Consider the following 17141-nt stretch of genomic DNA (forward strand, 5'->3'; position numbering starts at 1 on the left):
CAAGTGAGCCGACCCGCTCACGAACGAGTGACAACGAGCTGAAATATGGTCGGCATTGCGTGACAAAACGCGGTGATTCGGCCTCCGGTCCGAGGTGGTCCGTACCCCTACTGGCGGGTACGGACCGCCTCGCCGTGTATGGGGCATCTGGATGTCACCTCGGGAGCCTCAGGGAGGTAGGGTCGTGGGTGGTCGGGGACATCCCAAATACAGCTCGCCGGCACCGCATGGCCGGCGTACCAACGAGGAGATCGGTTCGTGACGATCCGCGTAGGCATCAACGGCTTCGGTCGTATCGGTCGCAACTACTTCCGCGCGCTGCTGGAGCAGGGTGCAGACATCGAGATCGTGGCTGTCAACGACCTGGGTGACACCGCGACCACCGCTCACCTGCTGAAGTACGACACCATCCTGGGTCGCCTGAAGCAGGAGGTCACGCACACCGCCGACACGATCACCGTCGACGGTCACACCATCAAGGTGCTCTCGGAGCGCAACCCCGCCGACATCCCGTGGGGTGAGCTGGGCGTCGACATCGTCATCGAGTCGACCGGCATCTTCACCAAGAAGGATGACGCCGCCAAGCACATCGCCGGTGGCGCGAAGAAGGTCCTCATCTCGGCTCCGGCCAAGGACGAGGACATCACCATCGTGATGGGCGTCAACCAGGACAAGTACGACCCGGCGAACCACCACATCATCTCCAACGCCTCCTGCACCACCAACTGTGTGGCGCCGATGGCGAAGGTCCTCGACGAGAACTTCGGCATCGTCCGGGGTCTCATGACGACGGTCCACGCGTACACCAACGACCAGCGCATCCTTGACTTCCCGCACAAGGACCTGCGTCGCGCGCGTGCCGCCGCCGAGAACATCATCCCGACCACCACCGGTGCGGCGAAGGCCACCGCGCTGGTGCTCCCGCAGCTCAAGGGCAAGCTGGACGGCATCGCGATGCGCGTCCCGGTCCCGACCGGCTCGGCCACCGACCTGGTCGTGACGCTTCAGCGTGAGACCACCAAGGACGAGGTCAACGCCGCGTTCAAGAAGGCCTCCGAGGACGGCGACCTGAGCGGCTACCTGGCGTACACCGAGGACCAGATCGTCTCCTCGGACATCGTCGGCGACCCGGCCTCCTGCACCTTCGACTCCTCCCTGACCATGGTGCAGGAGGGCAACACGGTGAAGATCCTCGGCTGGTACGACAACGAGTGGGGCTACTCGAACCGCCTCGTCGACCTCACGGTCTTCGTCGGCAACCAGCTCTGATCGGCCAAGCAGGCACCTCGATGCGGTAGCAGGGCTCGGGCAGCGCACGGTCGCGCCGCCCGAGCCCTGACGCACGTAAGGATCGACCCTGCGTCTACGGTTCGATCAGCCCTCGTACGATCAAGAGCCCTCCTGTAGGAGTCCCCAACCATGAAGACGATCGACGAACTCCTCGCCGAAGGGGTCGACGGCAAGCGGGTCTTCGTCCGCGCCGACCTCAACGTGCCGATGTCCGACGGCCTCATCACCGACGACGGCCGCATCCGTGCCGTCCTGCCCACCGTCAAGGCCCTCGCCGACGCGGGCGCCAAGGTGGTCGTCGCCTCCCACCTGGGCCGCCCCAAGGGCGCCCCGGACCCGAAGTTCTCCCTGCTCCAGGCCGCCGAGCGGCTCGCTGAACTCCTCGGCGCCCCGGTCGCCTTCGCCCAGGACACCGTCGGCCCCGCCGCCCACGACGCGGTGAACAGCCTGCAGCCCGGCCAGGTCGCCGTCATCGAGAACCTGCGGTTCAACGCCGGTGAGACCTCGAAGGACGACACCGAGCGCGGCGAGTTCGCCGACCAGCTGGCGGCCCTCGCGGACGTCTACGTCGGCGACGGCTTCGGCGCCGTGCACCGCAAGCACGCCTCCGTCTACGACCTCCCGGCCCGGCTGCCGCACTACGCCGGCTACCTCATCACCACCGAGGTCGGCGTCCTGAAGAAGCTCACCGAGGACGTCGAGCGCCCCTACGTCGTCGCGCTCGGCGGCTCCAAGGTCTCCGACAAGCTCGCCGTCATCGACCAGCTGCTCGGCAAGGCCGACCGCCTTCTCATCGGCGGCGGCATGGCCTTCACCTTTCTCAAGGCCAAGGGCTACGAGGTCGGCGCCTCCCTGCTCCAGGAGGACCAGATCCCGGCCGTCACCGAGTACATGGAGCGCGCCGAGAAGCAGGGCGTCGAGCTGCTGCTCCCCGTCGATGTCGTGGTCGCCCCCGCGTTCCCGGACCTGAAGGCCAAGACGCCCACCGAGCACACCGTGGTCGACGCGGACCAGATGCCCGAGGGGCAGCTGGGCCTGGACATCGGCCCGAAGACCGGTGCCCTGTACGCGGCCAAGCTCGCCGACGCCGCGACCGTGTTCTGGAACGGCCCGATGGGCGTCTTCGAGCACCCCGACTTCGCCGAGGGCACCCGGGCGGTCGCCCAGGCGCTCGTCGAGTCGAAGGGCTTCACGGTCGTCGGCGGCGGAGACTCCGCAGCCGCCGTGCGCATCCTCGGCTTCGACGAGAACGCGTTCGGACACATCTCGACCGGTGGCGGCGCCTCCCTCGAATACCTTGAGGGCAAGACGCTCCCCGGCCTCGCCGCACTGGAGGACTGACCTACATGAGCACGCGCACGCCGATCATGGCGGGCAACTGGAAGATGAACCTCAACCACCTCGAGGCCATCGCGCACGTCCAGAAGCTCGCCTTCGCCCTGGCCGACAAGGACTACGAGGCCGTCGAGGTCGTCGTCCTGCCGCCCTTCACCGACCTGCGTTCCGTGCAGACCCTGGTCGACGGCGACAAGCTCAAGATCAAGTACGGCGCCCAGGACGTCTCGGCGCACGACTCCGGCGCCTACACCGGCGAGATCTCCGGTCCGATGCTGGCCAAGCTGAAGTGCACGTACGTGGTCGTCGGCCACTCCGAGCGCCGCCAGTACCACTGCGAGACCGACGAGATCGTCAACGCCAAGGCCAAGGCCGCCTACCGGCACGGCCTGACCCCGATCCTGTGCGTCGGCGAGGAGCTGCACGTGCGCGAGGCGGGCAACCACGTCGCCCACACCCTCGCCCAGGTCGAGGCCGGTCTGAAGGACGTCACGGCCGAGCAGGCCGAGTCGATCGTGATCGCCTACGAGCCCGTCTGGGCCATCGGCACCGGCAAGGTCTGCGGTTCCGGGGACGCCCAGGAGGTCTGCGCAGCGATCCGCGGCAAGCTCGCCAAGCTGTACAGCCAGGAGCTGGCCGACCAGGTCCGCATCCAGTACGGCGGCTCAGTCAAGGCCGGCAACGTGGCCGAGATCATGGCGCAGGCCGACATCGACGGCGCGCTGGTCGGCGGCGCCTCGCTCGACGCCGAAGAATTCGTCAAGATCGTGCGCTTCCGCGACCAGTGAGCAGACCTGCGAGTAGGCGCTAGCGACGATCCGTCGTACCCTGGCGGGGCCGAAACTGTTATGAGGAGCGCGTTCGAGGCTTCAGCACCGGGTTCGGCCCCGCAGTCCATCCGTATCCGAGGAAGTTGGTCCAGCCGTGGTTTTGGGGTTCTCGATCGCCCTGATCGTCTTCAGCCTGCTGATGATGCTGCTGGTGCTGATGCACAAGGGCAAGGGCGGCGGTCTCTCCGACATGTTCGGTGGCGGCATGCAGTCCTCCGTCGGCGGCTCCTCGGTCGCCGAGCGGAACCTGGACCGGATCACCGTGGTGATCGGTCTGCTGTGGTTCGCGTGCATCATCGTCCTCGGCATGCTGATGAAGACGAACAGCTGATCCGCGACTCGCACACACGCACAATCCGCACGTAAGGCCCCATGTTCGGTACGCGCACCTGAGCGCCGCCTATCATGGGGCTTGCGTCTAGGCGCGGGGGGCGGTAACTCCCACCACTGGACGCGCGTTGGGCCTTACGTAGACTGAGGCGCTCGCAACGAAGCGACACGCCGACTCGCTTCGCGGCACCATCACGCAGGGAGTTACGACCGTGGCAAGTGGCAACGCGATCCGAGGTAGCCGGGTCGGGGCGGGGCCGATGGGCGAGGCCGAGCGCGGCGAGTCCGCGCCGCGTCTGCGCATCTCCTTCTGGTGCTCCAACGGGCACGAGACGCAGCCGAGCTTCGCCAGCGACGCGCAGGTGCCCGAGACCTGGGACTGCCCGCGCTGTGGCTTCCCGGCCGGTCAGGACCGGGACAACCCACCGGACCCGCCGCGCACCGAGCCGTACAAGACGCACCTCGCGTATGTACGCGAGCGGCGCAGCGACGCGGACGGCGAGGCGATCCTCGCCGAGGCGCTCGCCAAACTCCGGGGCGAGATCTAGAAGTTGGGAACCGGCCGGGTGCCTGAGGGCGCCTGGCCGGAGCTTTCTCCGCGGCCGGGCCCGGCCGTTGTCAGTGGTGCCCTCTACGGTTTGTGCATCGGCGAATCGTGAGGGGGGCGATGATGACGGTGGGGGAGTGGGCACCCGGGTGGCGCGGGGGATTCGGGCGGCTGTGGACGGCCGCCGTGGTCTCCCGCTTCGGGGACGCGCTACGGGCGTCCGCGCTGCCCCTGCTGGCCGCGCGCCTGACCGACGACCCCCTCGCCATCGCCTCGGTGACCGCCTGCGGCTATCTGCCGTGGCTGCTGTTCGGCCTGCTCGGCGGTGCCGTCGCGGACCGGGTGGACCAGCGGCGTGCGATGTGGGCCGTGGACACCGTACGAGGGCTGCTCGTCGCCGCCTTCGCGCTCGCCGTGGGGCTCGGCCACGCCTCGATCCCGCTGCTGCTCCTTCTCGCCTTCGCGCTGACCGCACTCCAGACGCTCTTCGACAACGCGTCCACGGCCCTGCTGCCCGCCCTGGTCGACCGGCAGGCGCTGGGCGGCGCCAACGCCCGGCTGATGACCGGACAGCAGATCGCGGGCGGTCTGCTCGGCGCCCCGCTGGTCCCGCTGCTGCTGACCGCCGGCGCGTTCATGCCCTTCGCCGCCGACGCGACCACCTATCTGGCGGCCGCCGCCCTGGTCGCCTCCCTGCGGACACGGCCGCCGGAGCGGGCGCCGCGCCCGGCCGGCAGCACCCTGCGCACGGAGATCGGCGAGGGCCTGCGCGCGCTGTGGCAGGACAGCGCCCTGCGGGCGGTCTGCGTGGCCACGCTGCTGTGCAACATCGGCATGGGTGCCCTGATCGCCACCCTGGTGCTGCATGTGACGCGCTGGCTGCACGCGGGCAGCGCGGGATACGCGGCGGCCATGACCGCGTACTCGGCCGGCAGCATCACCGGCGGCTTCCTCGCCCAGCGCATCGCCCGCCGTACGGGGCGGGTGCGCGCCCTGCTGATCGCCGGGACCGTCCAGACGGCGTCCCTGGTCCTCATCGGCTCCGTCAGCCACCTCGGCGCCCTCGTCGCCGGCATGCTGCTGCTCGGCGCGATGAACATGGTGTGGAACGTCAACCAGGTCACGCTGATGCAGCAACGCGCACCCGAGTCGATGACCGGCCGGATCGCCTCCGCCTTCCGTACCTCCTCGACGTCCGGAGCGCCGCTCGGTGCCCTCCTCGGCGGAGCCGTCGCCGGGGCGTACGGCCTGAACGGGCCCGCGCTGCTCGCCGCCGTCCTGTTCGGTCTGGCCGTCACCTCGTTGATACCGGTGCGCAAGCCGGACGTACCTGTTGTTGCGCCGGGGGACAACGTGACAGCAGGCCGCGTCCCACGCTGATCAATTAGGTTGGAACCGGCAGCGGGGCAGGCACGTACAGGACAGGTGCAAGGAAGAAGGCTGAAGTCGCACATGAACGCAGACGGCCGTACCAGGCTCAACCAGACGCCCGAGTGGATCGCGCTCGCCAAGCACCGGGAGGAGCTCACCGGCACCCATCTGCGGGATCTGTTCGCCGCTGACCCGGGGCGCGGCACGGGCTACACCCTCCAGGTCGGTGACCTCTACATCGACTACTCGAAGCACCTGGTCAACGACGAGACGCTGCGGCTGCTGCGTGAGCTGGCCGCCGCCACCGACGTCTTCGGCCTGCGGGACGCCATGTTCCGCGGCGAGAAGATCAACATCACCGAGAACCGCGCGGTGCTGCACATTGCGCTGCGCGCCCCGCGCGACGCGGTGATCGAGGTCGACGGGGAGAACGTCGTACCGCAGGTGCATGCGGTCCTGGACAAGATGAGCGACTTCGCCGACCGCGTCCGCTCCGGCGCCTGGACCGGCCACACCGGCAAGCCCATCAAGAACGTCGTCAACATCGGCATCGGCGGCTCCGACCTCGGCCCGGCGATGGCCTACGAGGCGCTGCGCAGCTTCACCGACCGCGACCTCACGGTCCGCTTCGTGTCCAATGTCGACGGCGCCGACCTGCACGAGGCCACCCGCGACCTGGACGCGGCCGAGACGCTGTTCATCATCGCCTCGAAGACGTTCACGACGATCGAGACGATCACCAACGCCACCTCGGCCCGCAACTGGCTGCTCGGCGAGTTGCAGGCCGGTCAGGAGGCCGTCGCCAAGCACTTCGTGGCCCTCTCCACCAACTCCGAGAAGGTCGCCGAGTTCGGCATCGACACGGCCAACATGTTCGAGTTCTGGGACTGGGTCGGCGGCCGCTACTCGTACGACTCCGCGATCGGCCTCTCGCTGATGGTCGCCATCGGCCCGGACCGCTTCCGTGAGATGCTCGACGGCTTCCACCTCGTCGACGAGCACTTCCGTACCGCCCCCGCCGAGTCCAACGTCCCGCTCCTGCTGGGCCTGCTCGGCATCTGGTACGGCAACTTCCACGACGCCCAGTCGCACGCGGTACTGCCGTACAGCCACTACCTCTCCAAGTTCACCGCGTATCTCCAGCAGCTGGACATGGAGTCCAACGGCAAGTCGGTGACGCGGGACGGCAAGGAGGTCGAGTGGACCACCGGCCCGATCGTCTGGGGCACGCCCGGCACCAACGGGCAGCACGCCTATTACCAGTTGATCCACCAGGGCACGAAACTGATCCCGGCGGACTTCATCGGCTTCGCCGAGCCGGTTGCCGAGCTGAGCGGTGAACTCAGGGCGCAGCACGACCTGTTGATGGCGAACTTCTTCGCCCAGACGCAGGCACTGGCGTTCGGCAAGACGGCGGAGGAGGTCCGCGCGGAGGGCGTGCCGGAAGAGCTGGTCCCGCACAAGACCTTCAAGGGCAACCGTCCGACGACCACCATCCTGGCCCGCGAACTGACCCCGTCGGTCCTCGGCCAGCTCGTCGCCCTCTACGAGCACAAGGTGTTCACCCAGGGCGCCGTCTGGAACATCGACTCCTTCGACCAGTGGGGCGTGGAGCTCGGCAAGGTCCTCGCCAAGCGCGTGGAACCGGCACTGACGGAGGGCGCGGAGGTGCCCGGCCTGGACGCGTCGACGAAGGCCCTGGTGGCCAAGTACCGGGAGCTGCGCGGGCGTTAGCCCAAAAACCCGGAAACGGAAGAGCCCGTACCGTCCGCCACGGACCGTACGGGCTCTCCTCAATCCGTTCCCTGTGTGTTTCTCAGGGCGAAGCTGGCGGGTACAGCGAGCGCGGCAGCTGGGCCGCCGCAGCGGCGTCCAGGAGCCACAGGGTGCGCTGGCGGCCCCGGGCGCCCGCTGCCGGGGCCTGGATCTCGCCCGCCCCGGAGAGGGCGATGGCGACCGCCTCGGCCTTGTCCTCGCCCGCCGCCAGCAGCCAGACCTCGCGGGCCGAGCGGATGGCGGGGAGGGTGAGGGTGATGCGGGTCGGCGGCGGCTTGGGGGCGCCGTGGACGCCCACCACCGTGCGTTCCGTCTCCCTGACCGCGGGCAGCTCCGGGAAGAGCGAGGCCACATGGGTGTCCGGGCCGACGCCCAGCATCAGGACGTCGAAGGTGGGCACGGAGCCATGGTTCTCGGGCCCGGCCGCGCGGGCCAGCTCCGCCGCGTAGGCCTCGGCCGCCGCGTCCACGTCCGTGCCCCAGGGGCCGTCCGACGCGGGCATGGCGTGCACGCGCTTCGGGTCCACCGGGACGTGGTCGAGCAGGGCCTCGCGGGCCTGGGTGACATTGCGGTCCGGGTCGCCCTCGGGGAGGAAGCGTTCGTCGCCCCACCACAGGTCGAGCCGGCTCCAGTCGATGGCGTCCCGGGCCGGTGCCGCCGCGAGGGCCGCGAGCACGCCGTTGCCGTTGCGGCCGCCCGTGAGGACCACGGACGCCTCGCCCCGGGAGGCCTGGGCGTCCACGATCTTCGTGATCAGGCGGGCCGCGGCGGCCTGCGCCATCAGTTCCTTGTCGCGGTGCACGACCAGCTGGGGGGTGCTCATTTCGCTGTCGCCTTCTTCGTCAGCGGTGCCTCCGCCGCTTCCGGTGCGGGACCTTCCGCAGCCGCTTCGACGGTGACCGGTTCTCCTTTGGGCGACGGGTCCGGAGCCGAAGCCGGGGTCGCCGTGGCGGCGGTCACCGACGCGTTCAGCCGCTCCACACCGAACCGCAGCGCCGACGCGTAGGTGTCGTCCGGGTCGAGCCGCCGCAGTTCCTCCGCGATCAGCTCGGCCGTGTCCCGCCGATTCAGCGCCACCGCGCGGTCCGGCTGGCCGTCGATGGACAGCGTTGCCAGGGAGCCGTCCGCGCGGTCCAGCGCGATGGGTCCCTCGCTGGTCTCCATCCGGACCGCGGTGAGGCCGGGGCCCGAGGACAGGGAGCGCTTGACGGGGACGTCCAGCCGGTCCGCGAGCCACATCGCCAGCAGCTCGCAGCTCGGGTTGAACTCCTCGCCCTCCACCTCGACGGCCTTGACGTCGCAGATCACCTGGTCCAGGGCCGCCGCCAGCATGGAGCGCCAGGGCGTGATCCGTGTCCAGGACAGGTCCGTGTCGCCGGGGGTGTAGGCGTCCGCGCGGGCGGTCAGCTCACGTACCGGCTGCTCGGAGGAGTAGGTGTCGGTGACCCGGCGCTGGGCGAGGGCGCCCAGCGGGTCCTTCGCCGGGTCGACCGGGGCGTTGACCGGCCACCAGACGACGACCGGCGCGTCCGGCAGCAGCAGCGGCAGCACGACCGAGTCGGCGTGGTCGGCTACCTCGCCGTACAGCCGTAGCACCACCGTCTCGCCGGAGCCCGCGTCCACGCCCACCCGGACCTCCGCGTCCAGCCGGGACGTCGTACGGTCGCGGGGGGAGCGGGAGACGCGCTTGATGACGACCAGCGTGCGCGAGGGGTGCTCGTGCGAGGCGTCGTTGGCGGCCTTCAGGGCGTCGTAGGCGTTCTCCTCGTCGGTGACGATGACGAGGGTGAGCACCATGCCCACGGCGGGCGTGCCGATGGCCCGGCGGCCCTGCACCAGCGCCTTGTTGACCTTGCCGGCCGTGGTGTCGGTGAGGTCTGTCTTCATGGCCGGCGCCAGCTCCGTCCGTCTCGTGCGAGCATCTCGTCGGCCTCGGTGGGACCCCAGGTGCCCGACGGGTACTGCGCGGGCCGGCCGTGCTGGTCCCAGTGCTCCTCGATCGGGTCGAGGATCTTCCAGGACAGCTCGACTTCCTCCGTGCGGGGGAAGAGGTTGGCGTCGCCCAGCAGTACGTCCAGGATCAGACGCTCGTACGCCTCCGGCGAGGACTCGGTGAAGGACTCGCCGTAGGCGAAGTCCATCGACACGTCCCGGATCTCCATCGAGGTGCCCGGCACCTTGGAGCCGAAGCGGACCGTGATGCCCTCGTCGGGCTGGACGCGGATGACGACCGCGTTCTGCCCGAGTTCCTCGGTGGCGGTGTGGTCGAAGGGGGAGTGGGGGGCCCGCTGGAAGACCACCGCGATCTCGGTGACCCGGCGGCCCAGGCGCTTGCCGGTGCGCAGGTAGAACGGCACGCCGGCCCAGCGGCGGTTGTCGATGCCCAGTTTCACGGCCGCGTAGGTGTCGGTCTTCGACTTGCGGTCGATGCCGTCCTCTTCGAGGTAGCCGGTGACCTTCTCGCCGCCCTGCCAGCCGGCCGCGTACTGGGCGCGCACGGTGTGCCTGCCCAGGTCCTCCGGCAGCCGTACCGCGCCGAGCACCTTCTCCTTCTCGGCGGCCAGCGCGTCCGCGTCGAAGGAGGCGGGCTCCTCCATGGCGGTCAGGGCCATCAGCTGGAGCAGGTGGTTCTGGATGACGTCACGGGCGGCGCCGATGCCGTCGTAGTAGCCGGCGCGGCCGCCGATGCCGATGTCCTCGGCCATGGTGATCTGGACGTGGTCCACGAAGGACCGGTTCCAGACCGGCTCGAACATGGTGTTGGCGAAGCGCAGCGCCAGGATGTTCTGGACGGTCTCCTTGCCGAGGTAGTGGTCGATCCGGAACACCTGCTCCGGTTCGAACACCTCGTGGACGACCTTGTTGAGCTCCTCGGCCGACTTCAGGTCGTGGCCGAAGGGCTTCTCGATGACCGCGCGCCGCCAGGAGCCGCCGGTCTGGTCCGCCAGGCCGTGCTTCTTCAGCTGCTGGATGACCACGGGGAAGGAGCTCGGCGGGACGGACAGGTAGAAGGCGAAGTTGCCGCCGGTGCCCTGCGCCTTGTCGAGTTCCTCGATGGTGGAGCGCAGCCGCTCGAAGGCGTCGTCGTCGTCGAAGGTGCCCTGGACGAAGCGCATCCCCTGGATGAGCTGCTGCCAGACCTCTTCGCGGAACGGGGTGCGGGCGTGTTCCTTGACGGCGTCGTGGACCTCGGCGGCGAAGTCCTCGTTGGCCCACTCGCGACGGGCGAACCCGACCAGGGAGAAGCCCGGCGGCAGCAGACCCCGGTTGGCGAGGTCGTACACGGCGGGCATGAGCTTCTTGCGGGAGAGGTCGCCCGTGACACCGAAGATGACCAGACCCGACGGCCCCGCGATACGCGGGAGCCGTCGGTCTGCGGGGTCACGCAGCGGGTTGCTGCTCGACAATTTAGCCCTCCGAGGGGGCCAGGCGCTCCAGCTCCGCCTGGGTCGACTTGAGCAGGTCGTTCCAGGACGCCTCGAACTTCTCGACGCCCTCGTCCTCCAGAACCTGGACCACGTCGTCGTACGAGATGCCGAGCCGCTCGATGGCGTCGAGGTCGGCGCGGGCCTGCTCGTAGGTGCCGGCGATCGTGTTGCCGGTGACGTTGCCGTGGTCCTCGACCGCGAAGAGGGTGGCCTCCGGCATGGTGTTCACCGTGTTCGGCGCCACCAGCTCGTCGACGTACATGGTGTCCTTGTACGCCGGGTCCTTCACACCGGTCGAGGCCCACAGCGGACGCTGTTTGTTGGCACCGGCGCTCTCCAGCGCGCTCCAGCGGTCAGAGGAGAAGACCTCCTCGTACGCCTGGTAGGCGAGCCGGGCGTTGGCGATGGCGGCCTTGCCGCGCAGCGCCTTGGCCTCGTCGGTGCCCAGTTCGTTCAGACGCTTGTCGATCTCGGTGTCCACGCGGGACACGAAGAACGACGCCACCGAACGGATGAGCGACAGGTCGAGGCCGCGCTCCTTGGCCTTCTCGAGACCGGCCAGGTAGGCGTCCATCACCTTGCGGTAGCGCTCAAGCGAGAAGATCAGCGTGACGTTGACGCTGATGCCGAGGCCGATGACCTCGGTGATCGCCGGCAGACCCGCCTCGGTGGCCGGGATCTTGATGAGCGTGTTGGGGCGGTCCACCAGCCAGGCCAGCTGCTTGGCCTCGGCGACGGTCGCCTTGGTGTCGTGCGCCAGGCGCGGGTCGACCTCGATCGAGACCCGGCCGTCCTGGCCGTCGGTCGCGTCGAACACCGGACGCAGGATGTCGGCGGCGTCACGGACGTCCGCCGTGGTGATCATGCGGACGGCCTCTTCGACGGTCACCTTGCGGGCGGCGAGGTCCGAAAGCTGCTGGTCGTAGCCGTCGCCCTGCGAGATCGCCTTCTGGAAGATCGTCGGATTGGTGGTGACGCCCACGACGTGCTGCTGGTCGATCAGCTCGGCGAGGTTGCCGGACGTGATCCGCTTGCGCGACAGGTCGTCCAGCCAGATCGCGACGCCTTCTTCAGAGAGGCGCTTGAGTGCGTCTGTCATGGAATTACATCTCCTACGTGTCGTATATGAGCGTCAGCGCTGGGCGGCGGCGATGGATTCCCGGGCCTTGGCGGCCACGTTCTCGGCAGTGAAGCCGAACTCGCGGAAGAGCACCTTGCCGTCGGCGGAAGCACCGAAGTGCTCCAGGGAAACGATGCGACCGGCGTCTCCGACGTACTTGTGCCAGGTCAGACCGATACCCGCCTCGACCGACACACGCGCCTTGACGGACGGCGGCAGGACGCTGTCCCGGTACCCCTGGTCCTGCTCCTCGAACCACTCCACGCACGGCATGGAGACGACCCGGGTCGGCACCCCGTCAGCCTCCAGCTGCTCGCGCGCCTCGACGGCCACGTGCACCTCGGAGCCGGTGGCGATGAGAATGACCTCGGGCGTCCCGTTCGACGCCTCGAAGAGGACGTAACCGCCCTTGACCGTGTCCTCGTTGGACTCGTACACCGGCACGCCCTGACGGGTCAGCGCCAGGCCGTGCGGGGCACCCTTGCCGAAGACCTTGGTGTAGCGCTTGAGGACCTCGCGCCAGGCGATCGCGGTCTCGTTGGCGTCCGCCGGGCGGACCACGTTCAGACCCGGGATGGCGCGCAGCGAGGCGAGGTGCTCGACCGGCTGGTGCGTCGGGCCGTCCTCACCGAGACCGATGGAGTCGTGCGTCCACACGTACGTCACCGGCAGGTGCATCAGCGCCGAGAGACGGACGGCGTTGCGCATGTAGTCGGAGAAGACGAGGAACGTACCGCCGTAGACACGGGTGTTGCCGTGCAGGGTGATGCCGTTCATCTCCGCGGCCATGGAGTGCTCGCGGATACCGAAGTGGATGGTGCGCCCGTAGGGGTTGGCACCCGGCAGCGGGTTGTCCGCCGGCAGGAACGAGCTGTCCTTGTCGATGGTCGTGTTGTTCGAGCCGGCGAGGTCGGCGGAACCGCCCCACAGCTCGGGGATGACCGCGCCGAGGGCCTGGAGCACCTTGCCGGAGGCGGCACGGGTCGCGACGCCCTTGCCGGGCTCGAAGACCGGGATCTTCTCCTCCCAGCCGGTGGGCAGCTCGCACGCGGCGATACGGTCGAACTCGGCCGCGCGCTCGGCGTTGTTGTCACGCCACAGCTGGAACGACTTCTCCCACTCGGCCTTGGCGGCGGCACCGCGCTCCTGGGCCCGGCGGGTGTGGGCCAGGACCTCGTCGGCGACCTCGAAGCTCTGCTCCGGGTCGAAGCCCAGGACACGCTTGGTGGCCGCGACCTCGTCGTCTCCGAGCGCCGAGCCGTGGGCGGCCTCGGTGTTCTGCGCGTGCGGGGCGGGCCAGGCGATGATCGAGCGCATCGCGATGAAGGACGGCTTGTCCGTCACCTTCTTCGCGGCCTCGATCGCGTTGTAGATGGCGTGCGGGTCCAGGTCGCCGTCCGGCTTCGGGGCGACACGCTGGACGTGCCAGCCGTACGCCTCGTAGCGCTTGACGGTGTCCTCGGAGACGGCCGTCTCGGTGTCGCCCTCGATCGAGATGTGGTTGTCGTCCCACAGCAGGACCAGGTTGCCGAGCTTCTGGTGGCCGGCCATCGAGGACGCCTCGGCGGAGATGCCCTCCTGGAGGCAGCCGTCACCGGCGATGCAGTAGATGAAGTGGTCGAAGGGCGACTCGCCCTGCGGCGCGTCCGGGTCGAAGAGACCACGCTCGTAGCGGGAGGCCATGGCCATACCGACGGCGTTGCCGACACCCTGGCCGAGGGGGCCGGTGGTGGTCTCCACGCCCGTGGTGTGGCCGTACTCCGGGTGACCCGGCGTCTTCGAACCCCAGGTGCGGAAGGCCTTCAGATCGTCCAGCCCCAGGCCGAAGCCGGCCAGGTAGAGCTGCGTGTAGAGGGTCAGCGACGAGTGACCGGCGGACAGCACGAAACGGTCGCGGCCCACCCAGTCGGGGTCTGACGGGTCGTGCCGCATCACCTTCTGGAAGAGGGTGTAGGCGGCCGGTGCCAGGCTCATCGCCGTACCCGGATGGCCGTTGCCGACCTTCTGTACGGCGTCGGCGGCCAGGACGCGAGCGGTGTCGACGGCCCGCTGGTCCATCTCGGTCCAGTCGAGGTCTGTGGTGGTCGGCTTGGTGCTCACCCTGGGTCAGGGCTCCTCTCCACATGTTCGGTTACCGGTCCACGGGCACACGCCCACACCGGCTGCCGGCGCACTGGGTGCCCACCGGCCGCTGTCGAGCCTACCCCCGTAAGGACGTGCGTTTTTTCGAGTGTTTCCAGACTGCCGGGCCTCGCGGGGATCCGCCTCCCGACCGGCCGGGAAGGCATTCGGCACATGAATACGGAGCCGCTCATCTGACTGCTCAATCGAGCCGTCACACCCCTCTCCCGAGACGCCCGCCAACACGACCCCACCCCCGCGAAGGCCGGGGTATGGGCAACGTCTAAAGTGGCGTGGTACGCGCGAGCCTTACCGGGACTTCACAGGGGGAGGCTTGCTGGGATGTCTCTGTCAGGGGTGTGCGTGACGGCCGTCGAATCCCGTCCAGCGGGGGTACTCGGTGCGAGCGAGAGCCCGAGTCACCGGCCGTTCGGGGCCCGTGTCAAAGCTTTCGTGGCGCTGACCAAGCCGCGGATCATCGAGCTGCTGCTCATCACCACCGTGCCGGTGATGTTCCTGGCGCAGCAGGGCGTGCCCGACCTGACGCTGGTGCTGCTAACGTGCGTCGGCGGTTATCTGTCCGCGGGCGGTGCCAACGCGCTGAACATGTACATCGACCGGGACATCGACGCGCTGATGGACCGCACCTCGCAGCGGCCGCTGGTGACCGGCATGGTCAGCCCGCGCGAGTGCCTCGCCTTCGGTATCACCCTGGCGGTCGCCGCCACGCTGTTGTTCGGGTTCACCGTCAACTGGCTGAGCGCCTGGCTGTCACTCGGAGCGCTCCTCTTCTACGTCGTCGTCTACACGATGATCCTCAAGCGCCGTACCTCGCAGAACATCGTGTGGGGCGGCATCGCCGGCTGTATGCCGGTGCTGATCGGCTGGTCCGCCGTCACGGACTCGCTCTCCTGGGCGCCGCTCATCCTCTTCCTGGTGATCTTCTTCTGGACGCCGCCGCACTACTGGCCGCTGTCCATGAAGGTGAAGGACGACTACGCGCGCGTGGGCGTGCCCATGCTGCCGGTCATCGCCTCCAACAAGGTGGTCGCCAGGCAGATCGTCATCTACAGCTGGGTGATGGTCGCGGCCTCCCTCCTGCTGACGCCGCTCGGTTACACCGGCTGGTTCTACACGGTGGTCGCACTGGCGGCGGGCGGCTGGTGGCTCTGGGAGGCGCACGGGCTCCAGAACCGCGCGAAGGCCGAGGTGACGGGCGGGAAGCTCAAGGAGATGCGCCTGTTCCACTGGTCGATCACCTATGTGTCGCTGCTGTTCGTGGCGGTGGCCGTGGATCCCTTCCTGCACTGACCCACATCACACCGCCCTCCCCTCGCCAGTTGATCTACTCGTGAGTAGCATCCTGCTCATGGCAGACACGCAGCAGGTTGACCAGAAGGCCGAGCGCAAGGTCGCGCGCCTCGCCAAGCAGATCAGCACCTTCGCCAAGGCCCATGGGGGCGCCGACGGCCACGTGTCCTACATCGGGGAACGCGGCGCCCGCATCGTCCTGGTCGGCGAGGACGGCGGCTGGGGCGACCTGGTGGCCCCGACGTACGAGATCGCCGAGCAGGCGGTCCGGAAGTCCGGCATCGAGCTCCACGACTCCTTCGACGGCGAGCTCGCGGCGAAGATGACGACGGGACCGTACGAGTGGAAGCGCATGGCCGGCATCCAGATCGGCGGCTGAGCAACGCGCCCCCAAAGGGGCGCGGGGAACGGCGCGACAAGGCCTCACCGGCCCGCAGCCACCCAAACACCTCTACCCCGAGCTGAACCGCGACCTCCATCCCCGTTCACCCGTTAAGACGGTCAAGCAGCCGTCCACAGGGGAGCCCGGATGATCGAAACGCCGTCCCTGGTGGACCAGTACTGCCACGGAGTGCTCCGCACCGAGCTGGGCCTGGGCACCTTCGAGGCCCAGCTCGCCCGCACCGAAGGCCCCCCGGCCGCCGGCACCACCCTCTTCGACACCCAGACCGGTTTCGCGGTACGACGCTGGTGTCCCCCGCTTCTCGGCCTGGAACCGCACTGCCCGCCCGCCCGCTACCTCGCCCGGCGCCGCGAGCTCGGCGTCCTGGAGGCGGGCCGCCGGCTCCTGCGCGGCAGCGGCATCACCACCTACCTGGTGGACACCGGCCTCCAGGGCGACCTCACCGGCCCCGCGGAGCTGGCCTCCACCGGCGCCGCCGAGGCGCGGGAGATCGTCCGTCTGGAGCTTCTCGCGGAGCAGGTCGCCGACACCTCCGGCACCGTCGAGTCCTTCCTCGCCAACCTCGCCGAGTCCGTGCACGGCGCGGCGGCGAACGCGGTCGCCTTCACCTCCGTCGCCGGACTGCGCCACGGCCTCGCCCTGGCCCCCGAGCCGCCCGGACCCGGTGAGGTCAGAGGCGCCGCCGGCCGCTGGCTGGCGGCCCGCAGGGTCGGCGGCGAGCTGACCGACCCGGTCCTCCTACGGCACCTGCTGTGGATCGCCGTGGCCTCCGGTCTCCCGCTCCAGCTGCACGCGGGCCTCGGCGAGCCCGGCGCCCGGATCGACCGTACCGACCCGGTCCTGCTGACGGACTTCGTCCGGGCCACCGCGGGCCTCGGCACCGACCTGGTCCTGCTGCACGGCTACCCTTACCACCGCCACGCAGCCCACCTCGCCGGTGTCTTCCCGCACGTGTACGCCGACTCGGGCGCGGCCCTGGTCCGCACCGGCGCCCGGGCCGCGACGATCCTCGCCGAGATCCTGGAACTGGCCCCCTTCGGCAAGATCCTCTTCTCCAGCGGCGCCCACGGCCTGCCCGAACTGCATGTCGTCGGCGCCCGCCTCTTCCGCGAGTCCCTCGCCCATGTCCTCGGCACCTGGGTCGCCGAGGGCGCATGGTCCCTGGGCGACGCACAGCGCGTGGCCAAGCTGATCGCGGCGGGGAACGCGCAGCGGGTGTACGGGCTGGAGTGAGCCGCACAGACTGAGCGCATCCACGGCCCGCAGGGCCCGGCCGGCC

General features: G+C 69.3%; 15 protein-coding genes. 10 read left to right on the plus strand and 5 right to left on the minus strand.

Going from position 1 to position 17141, the window contains the following annotated elements; all coding sequences use genetic code 11:
• The first annotated feature begins 258 nt into the window (after positions 1 to 258).
• The 7 genes from gap (at position 259) to pgi (ending at position 7437) form a co-directional block, all read left to right on the plus strand.
• Positions 259 to 1269: a type I glyceraldehyde-3-phosphate dehydrogenase gene (gene gap, locus ABZ396_RS09940; RefSeq protein ID WP_358914468.1), complete on the plus strand. Its 1011-nt coding sequence runs from the start codon at positions 259 to 261 to the stop codon at positions 1267 to 1269.
• 150 nt (positions 1270 to 1419) lie between these two features.
• Positions 1420 to 2631, plus strand: a complete 1212-nt coding sequence (locus ABZ396_RS09945; RefSeq protein WP_358914470.1) for a phosphoglycerate kinase — start codon at positions 1420 to 1422, stop codon at positions 2629 to 2631.
• 5 nt (positions 2632 to 2636) lie between these two features.
• Positions 2637 to 3413 (plus strand): triose-phosphate isomerase, encoded by a 777-nt coding sequence (tpiA, locus tag ABZ396_RS09950; protein WP_358914472.1) that lies wholly within the window; start codon positions 2637 to 2639, stop codon positions 3411 to 3413.
• A 142-nt stretch (positions 3414 to 3555) separates the two neighbouring features.
• Positions 3556 to 3786 carry a preprotein translocase subunit SecG gene (secG, locus tag ABZ396_RS09955; protein WP_351733361.1) on the plus strand — a complete coding sequence of 77 codons (231 nt, stop codon included), beginning with the start codon at positions 3556 to 3558 and terminating at the stop codon, positions 3784 to 3786.
• Positions 3787 to 3997: 211 nt separating this feature from the next.
• Positions 3998 to 4333 carry an RNA polymerase-binding protein RbpA gene (locus ABZ396_RS09960; protein WP_003976875.1) on the plus strand — a complete coding sequence of 112 codons (336 nt, stop codon included), beginning with the start codon at positions 3998 to 4000 and terminating at the stop codon, positions 4331 to 4333.
• A 119-nt stretch (positions 4334 to 4452) separates the two neighbouring features.
• Positions 4453 to 5712: an MFS transporter gene (locus ABZ396_RS09965; protein WP_358914474.1), complete on the plus strand. Its 1260-nt coding sequence runs from the start codon at positions 4453 to 4455 to the stop codon at positions 5710 to 5712.
• A gap of 72 nt (positions 5713 to 5784) precedes the next feature.
• Positions 5785 to 7437 (plus strand): glucose-6-phosphate isomerase, encoded by a 1653-nt coding sequence (gene pgi / locus ABZ396_RS09970; protein ID WP_358914476.1) that lies wholly within the window; start codon positions 5785 to 5787, stop codon positions 7435 to 7437.
• Positions 7438 to 7519: 82 nt separating this feature from the next.
• On the opposite strand, the gene pgl is transcribed toward pgi, so the two are convergent.
• Genes pgl through tkt form a run of 5 tightly spaced genes read right to left on the minus strand, consistent with a single transcriptional unit; the run spans position 7520 to position 14127 of the window.
• Positions 7520 to 8302, minus strand: a complete 783-nt coding sequence (gene pgl / locus ABZ396_RS09975; protein WP_358914477.1) for a 6-phosphogluconolactonase — start codon at positions 8300 to 8302, stop codon at positions 7520 to 7522.
• On the minus strand, positions 8299 to 9366 hold the full coding sequence (opcA, locus tag ABZ396_RS09980; RefSeq protein ID WP_358914478.1) for a glucose-6-phosphate dehydrogenase assembly protein OpcA: 1068 nt from the start codon (positions 9364 to 9366) through the stop codon (positions 8299 to 8301). Before opcA ends, pgl begins: the two co-directional genes overlap by 4 nt.
• Complete coding sequence (zwf, locus tag ABZ396_RS09985; protein WP_358914480.1) at positions 9363 to 10886, minus strand: glucose-6-phosphate dehydrogenase; 1524 nt, start codon at positions 10884 to 10886, stop codon at positions 9363 to 9365. Before zwf ends, opcA begins: the two co-directional genes overlap by 4 nt.
• 1 nt (position 10887) lies before the next feature.
• Positions 10888 to 12006 (minus strand): transaldolase, encoded by a 1119-nt coding sequence (gene tal, locus ABZ396_RS09990; protein WP_358914482.1) that lies wholly within the window; start codon positions 12004 to 12006, stop codon positions 10888 to 10890.
• Between the two features lie 33 nt (positions 12007 to 12039).
• Positions 12040 to 14127: a transketolase gene (tkt, locus tag ABZ396_RS09995; protein WP_358914483.1), complete on the minus strand. Its 2088-nt coding sequence runs from the start codon at positions 14125 to 14127 to the stop codon at positions 12040 to 12042.
• Positions 14128 to 14490: 363 nt separating this feature from the next.
• On the opposite strand from tkt, the gene ABZ396_RS10000 reads away from it, so the two are divergent.
• From ABZ396_RS10000 to ABZ396_RS10010, 3 genes are all read left to right on the plus strand, one after another.
• Positions 14491 to 15459 (plus strand): heme o synthase, encoded by a 969-nt coding sequence (locus ABZ396_RS10000; protein ID WP_358914485.1) that lies wholly within the window; start codon positions 14491 to 14493, stop codon positions 15457 to 15459.
• A gap of 58 nt (positions 15460 to 15517) precedes the next feature.
• The gene (locus tag ABZ396_RS10005; RefSeq protein WP_358914487.1) at positions 15518 to 15838 is read left to right on the plus strand and encodes a hypothetical protein; all 321 of its coding nucleotides are present in this window, start codon (positions 15518 to 15520) and stop codon (positions 15836 to 15838) included.
• 150 nt (positions 15839 to 15988) lie between these two features.
• The gene (locus ABZ396_RS10010) at positions 15989 to 17095 is read left to right on the plus strand and encodes an amidohydrolase family protein (protein ID WP_358914489.1); all 1107 of its coding nucleotides are present in this window, start codon (positions 15989 to 15991) and stop codon (positions 17093 to 17095) included.
• Positions 17096 to 17141: the final 46 nt, after the last annotated feature.

Source organism: Streptomyces sp. NPDC005866, from assembly GCF_040629895.1.
Classification (GTDB): domain Bacteria; phylum Actinomycetota; class Actinomycetes; order Streptomycetales; family Streptomycetaceae; genus Streptomyces.

Coding starts and splice junctions, on each gene's coding strand:
- ABZ396_RS09945 (WP_358914470.1), top strand. CDS start 1,420: ATGAAGACGATCGACGAACTCCTCGCCGAAGGGGTCGACGGCAAGCGG.
- tpiA (WP_358914472.1), top strand. CDS start 2,637: ATGAGCACGCGCACGCCGATCATGGCGGGCAACTGGAAGATGAACCTC.
- ABZ396_RS09965 (WP_358914474.1), top strand. CDS start 4,453: ATGATGACGGTGGGGGAGTGGGCACCCGGGTGGCGCGGGGGATTCGGG.
- pgi (WP_358914476.1), top strand. CDS start 5,785: ATGAACGCAGACGGCCGTACCAGGCTCAACCAGACGCCCGAGTGGATC.
- pgl (WP_358914477.1), bottom strand. CDS start 8,302: ATGAGCACCCCCCAGCTGGTCGTGCACCGCGACAAGGAACTGATGGCG.
- opcA (WP_358914478.1), bottom strand. CDS start 9,366: ATGAAGACAGACCTCACCGACACCACGGCCGGCAAGGTCAACAAGGCG.
- tal (WP_358914482.1), bottom strand. CDS start 12,006: ATGACAGACGCACTCAAGCGCCTCTCTGAAGAAGGCGTCGCGATCTGG.
- ABZ396_RS10000 (WP_358914485.1), top strand. CDS start 14,491: ATGTCTCTGTCAGGGGTGTGCGTGACGGCCGTCGAATCCCGTCCAGCG.
- ABZ396_RS10005 (WP_358914487.1), top strand. CDS start 15,518: ATGGCAGACACGCAGCAGGTTGACCAGAAGGCCGAGCGCAAGGTCGCG.
- ABZ396_RS10010 (WP_358914489.1), top strand. CDS start 15,989: ATGATCGAAACGCCGTCCCTGGTGGACCAGTACTGCCACGGAGTGCTC.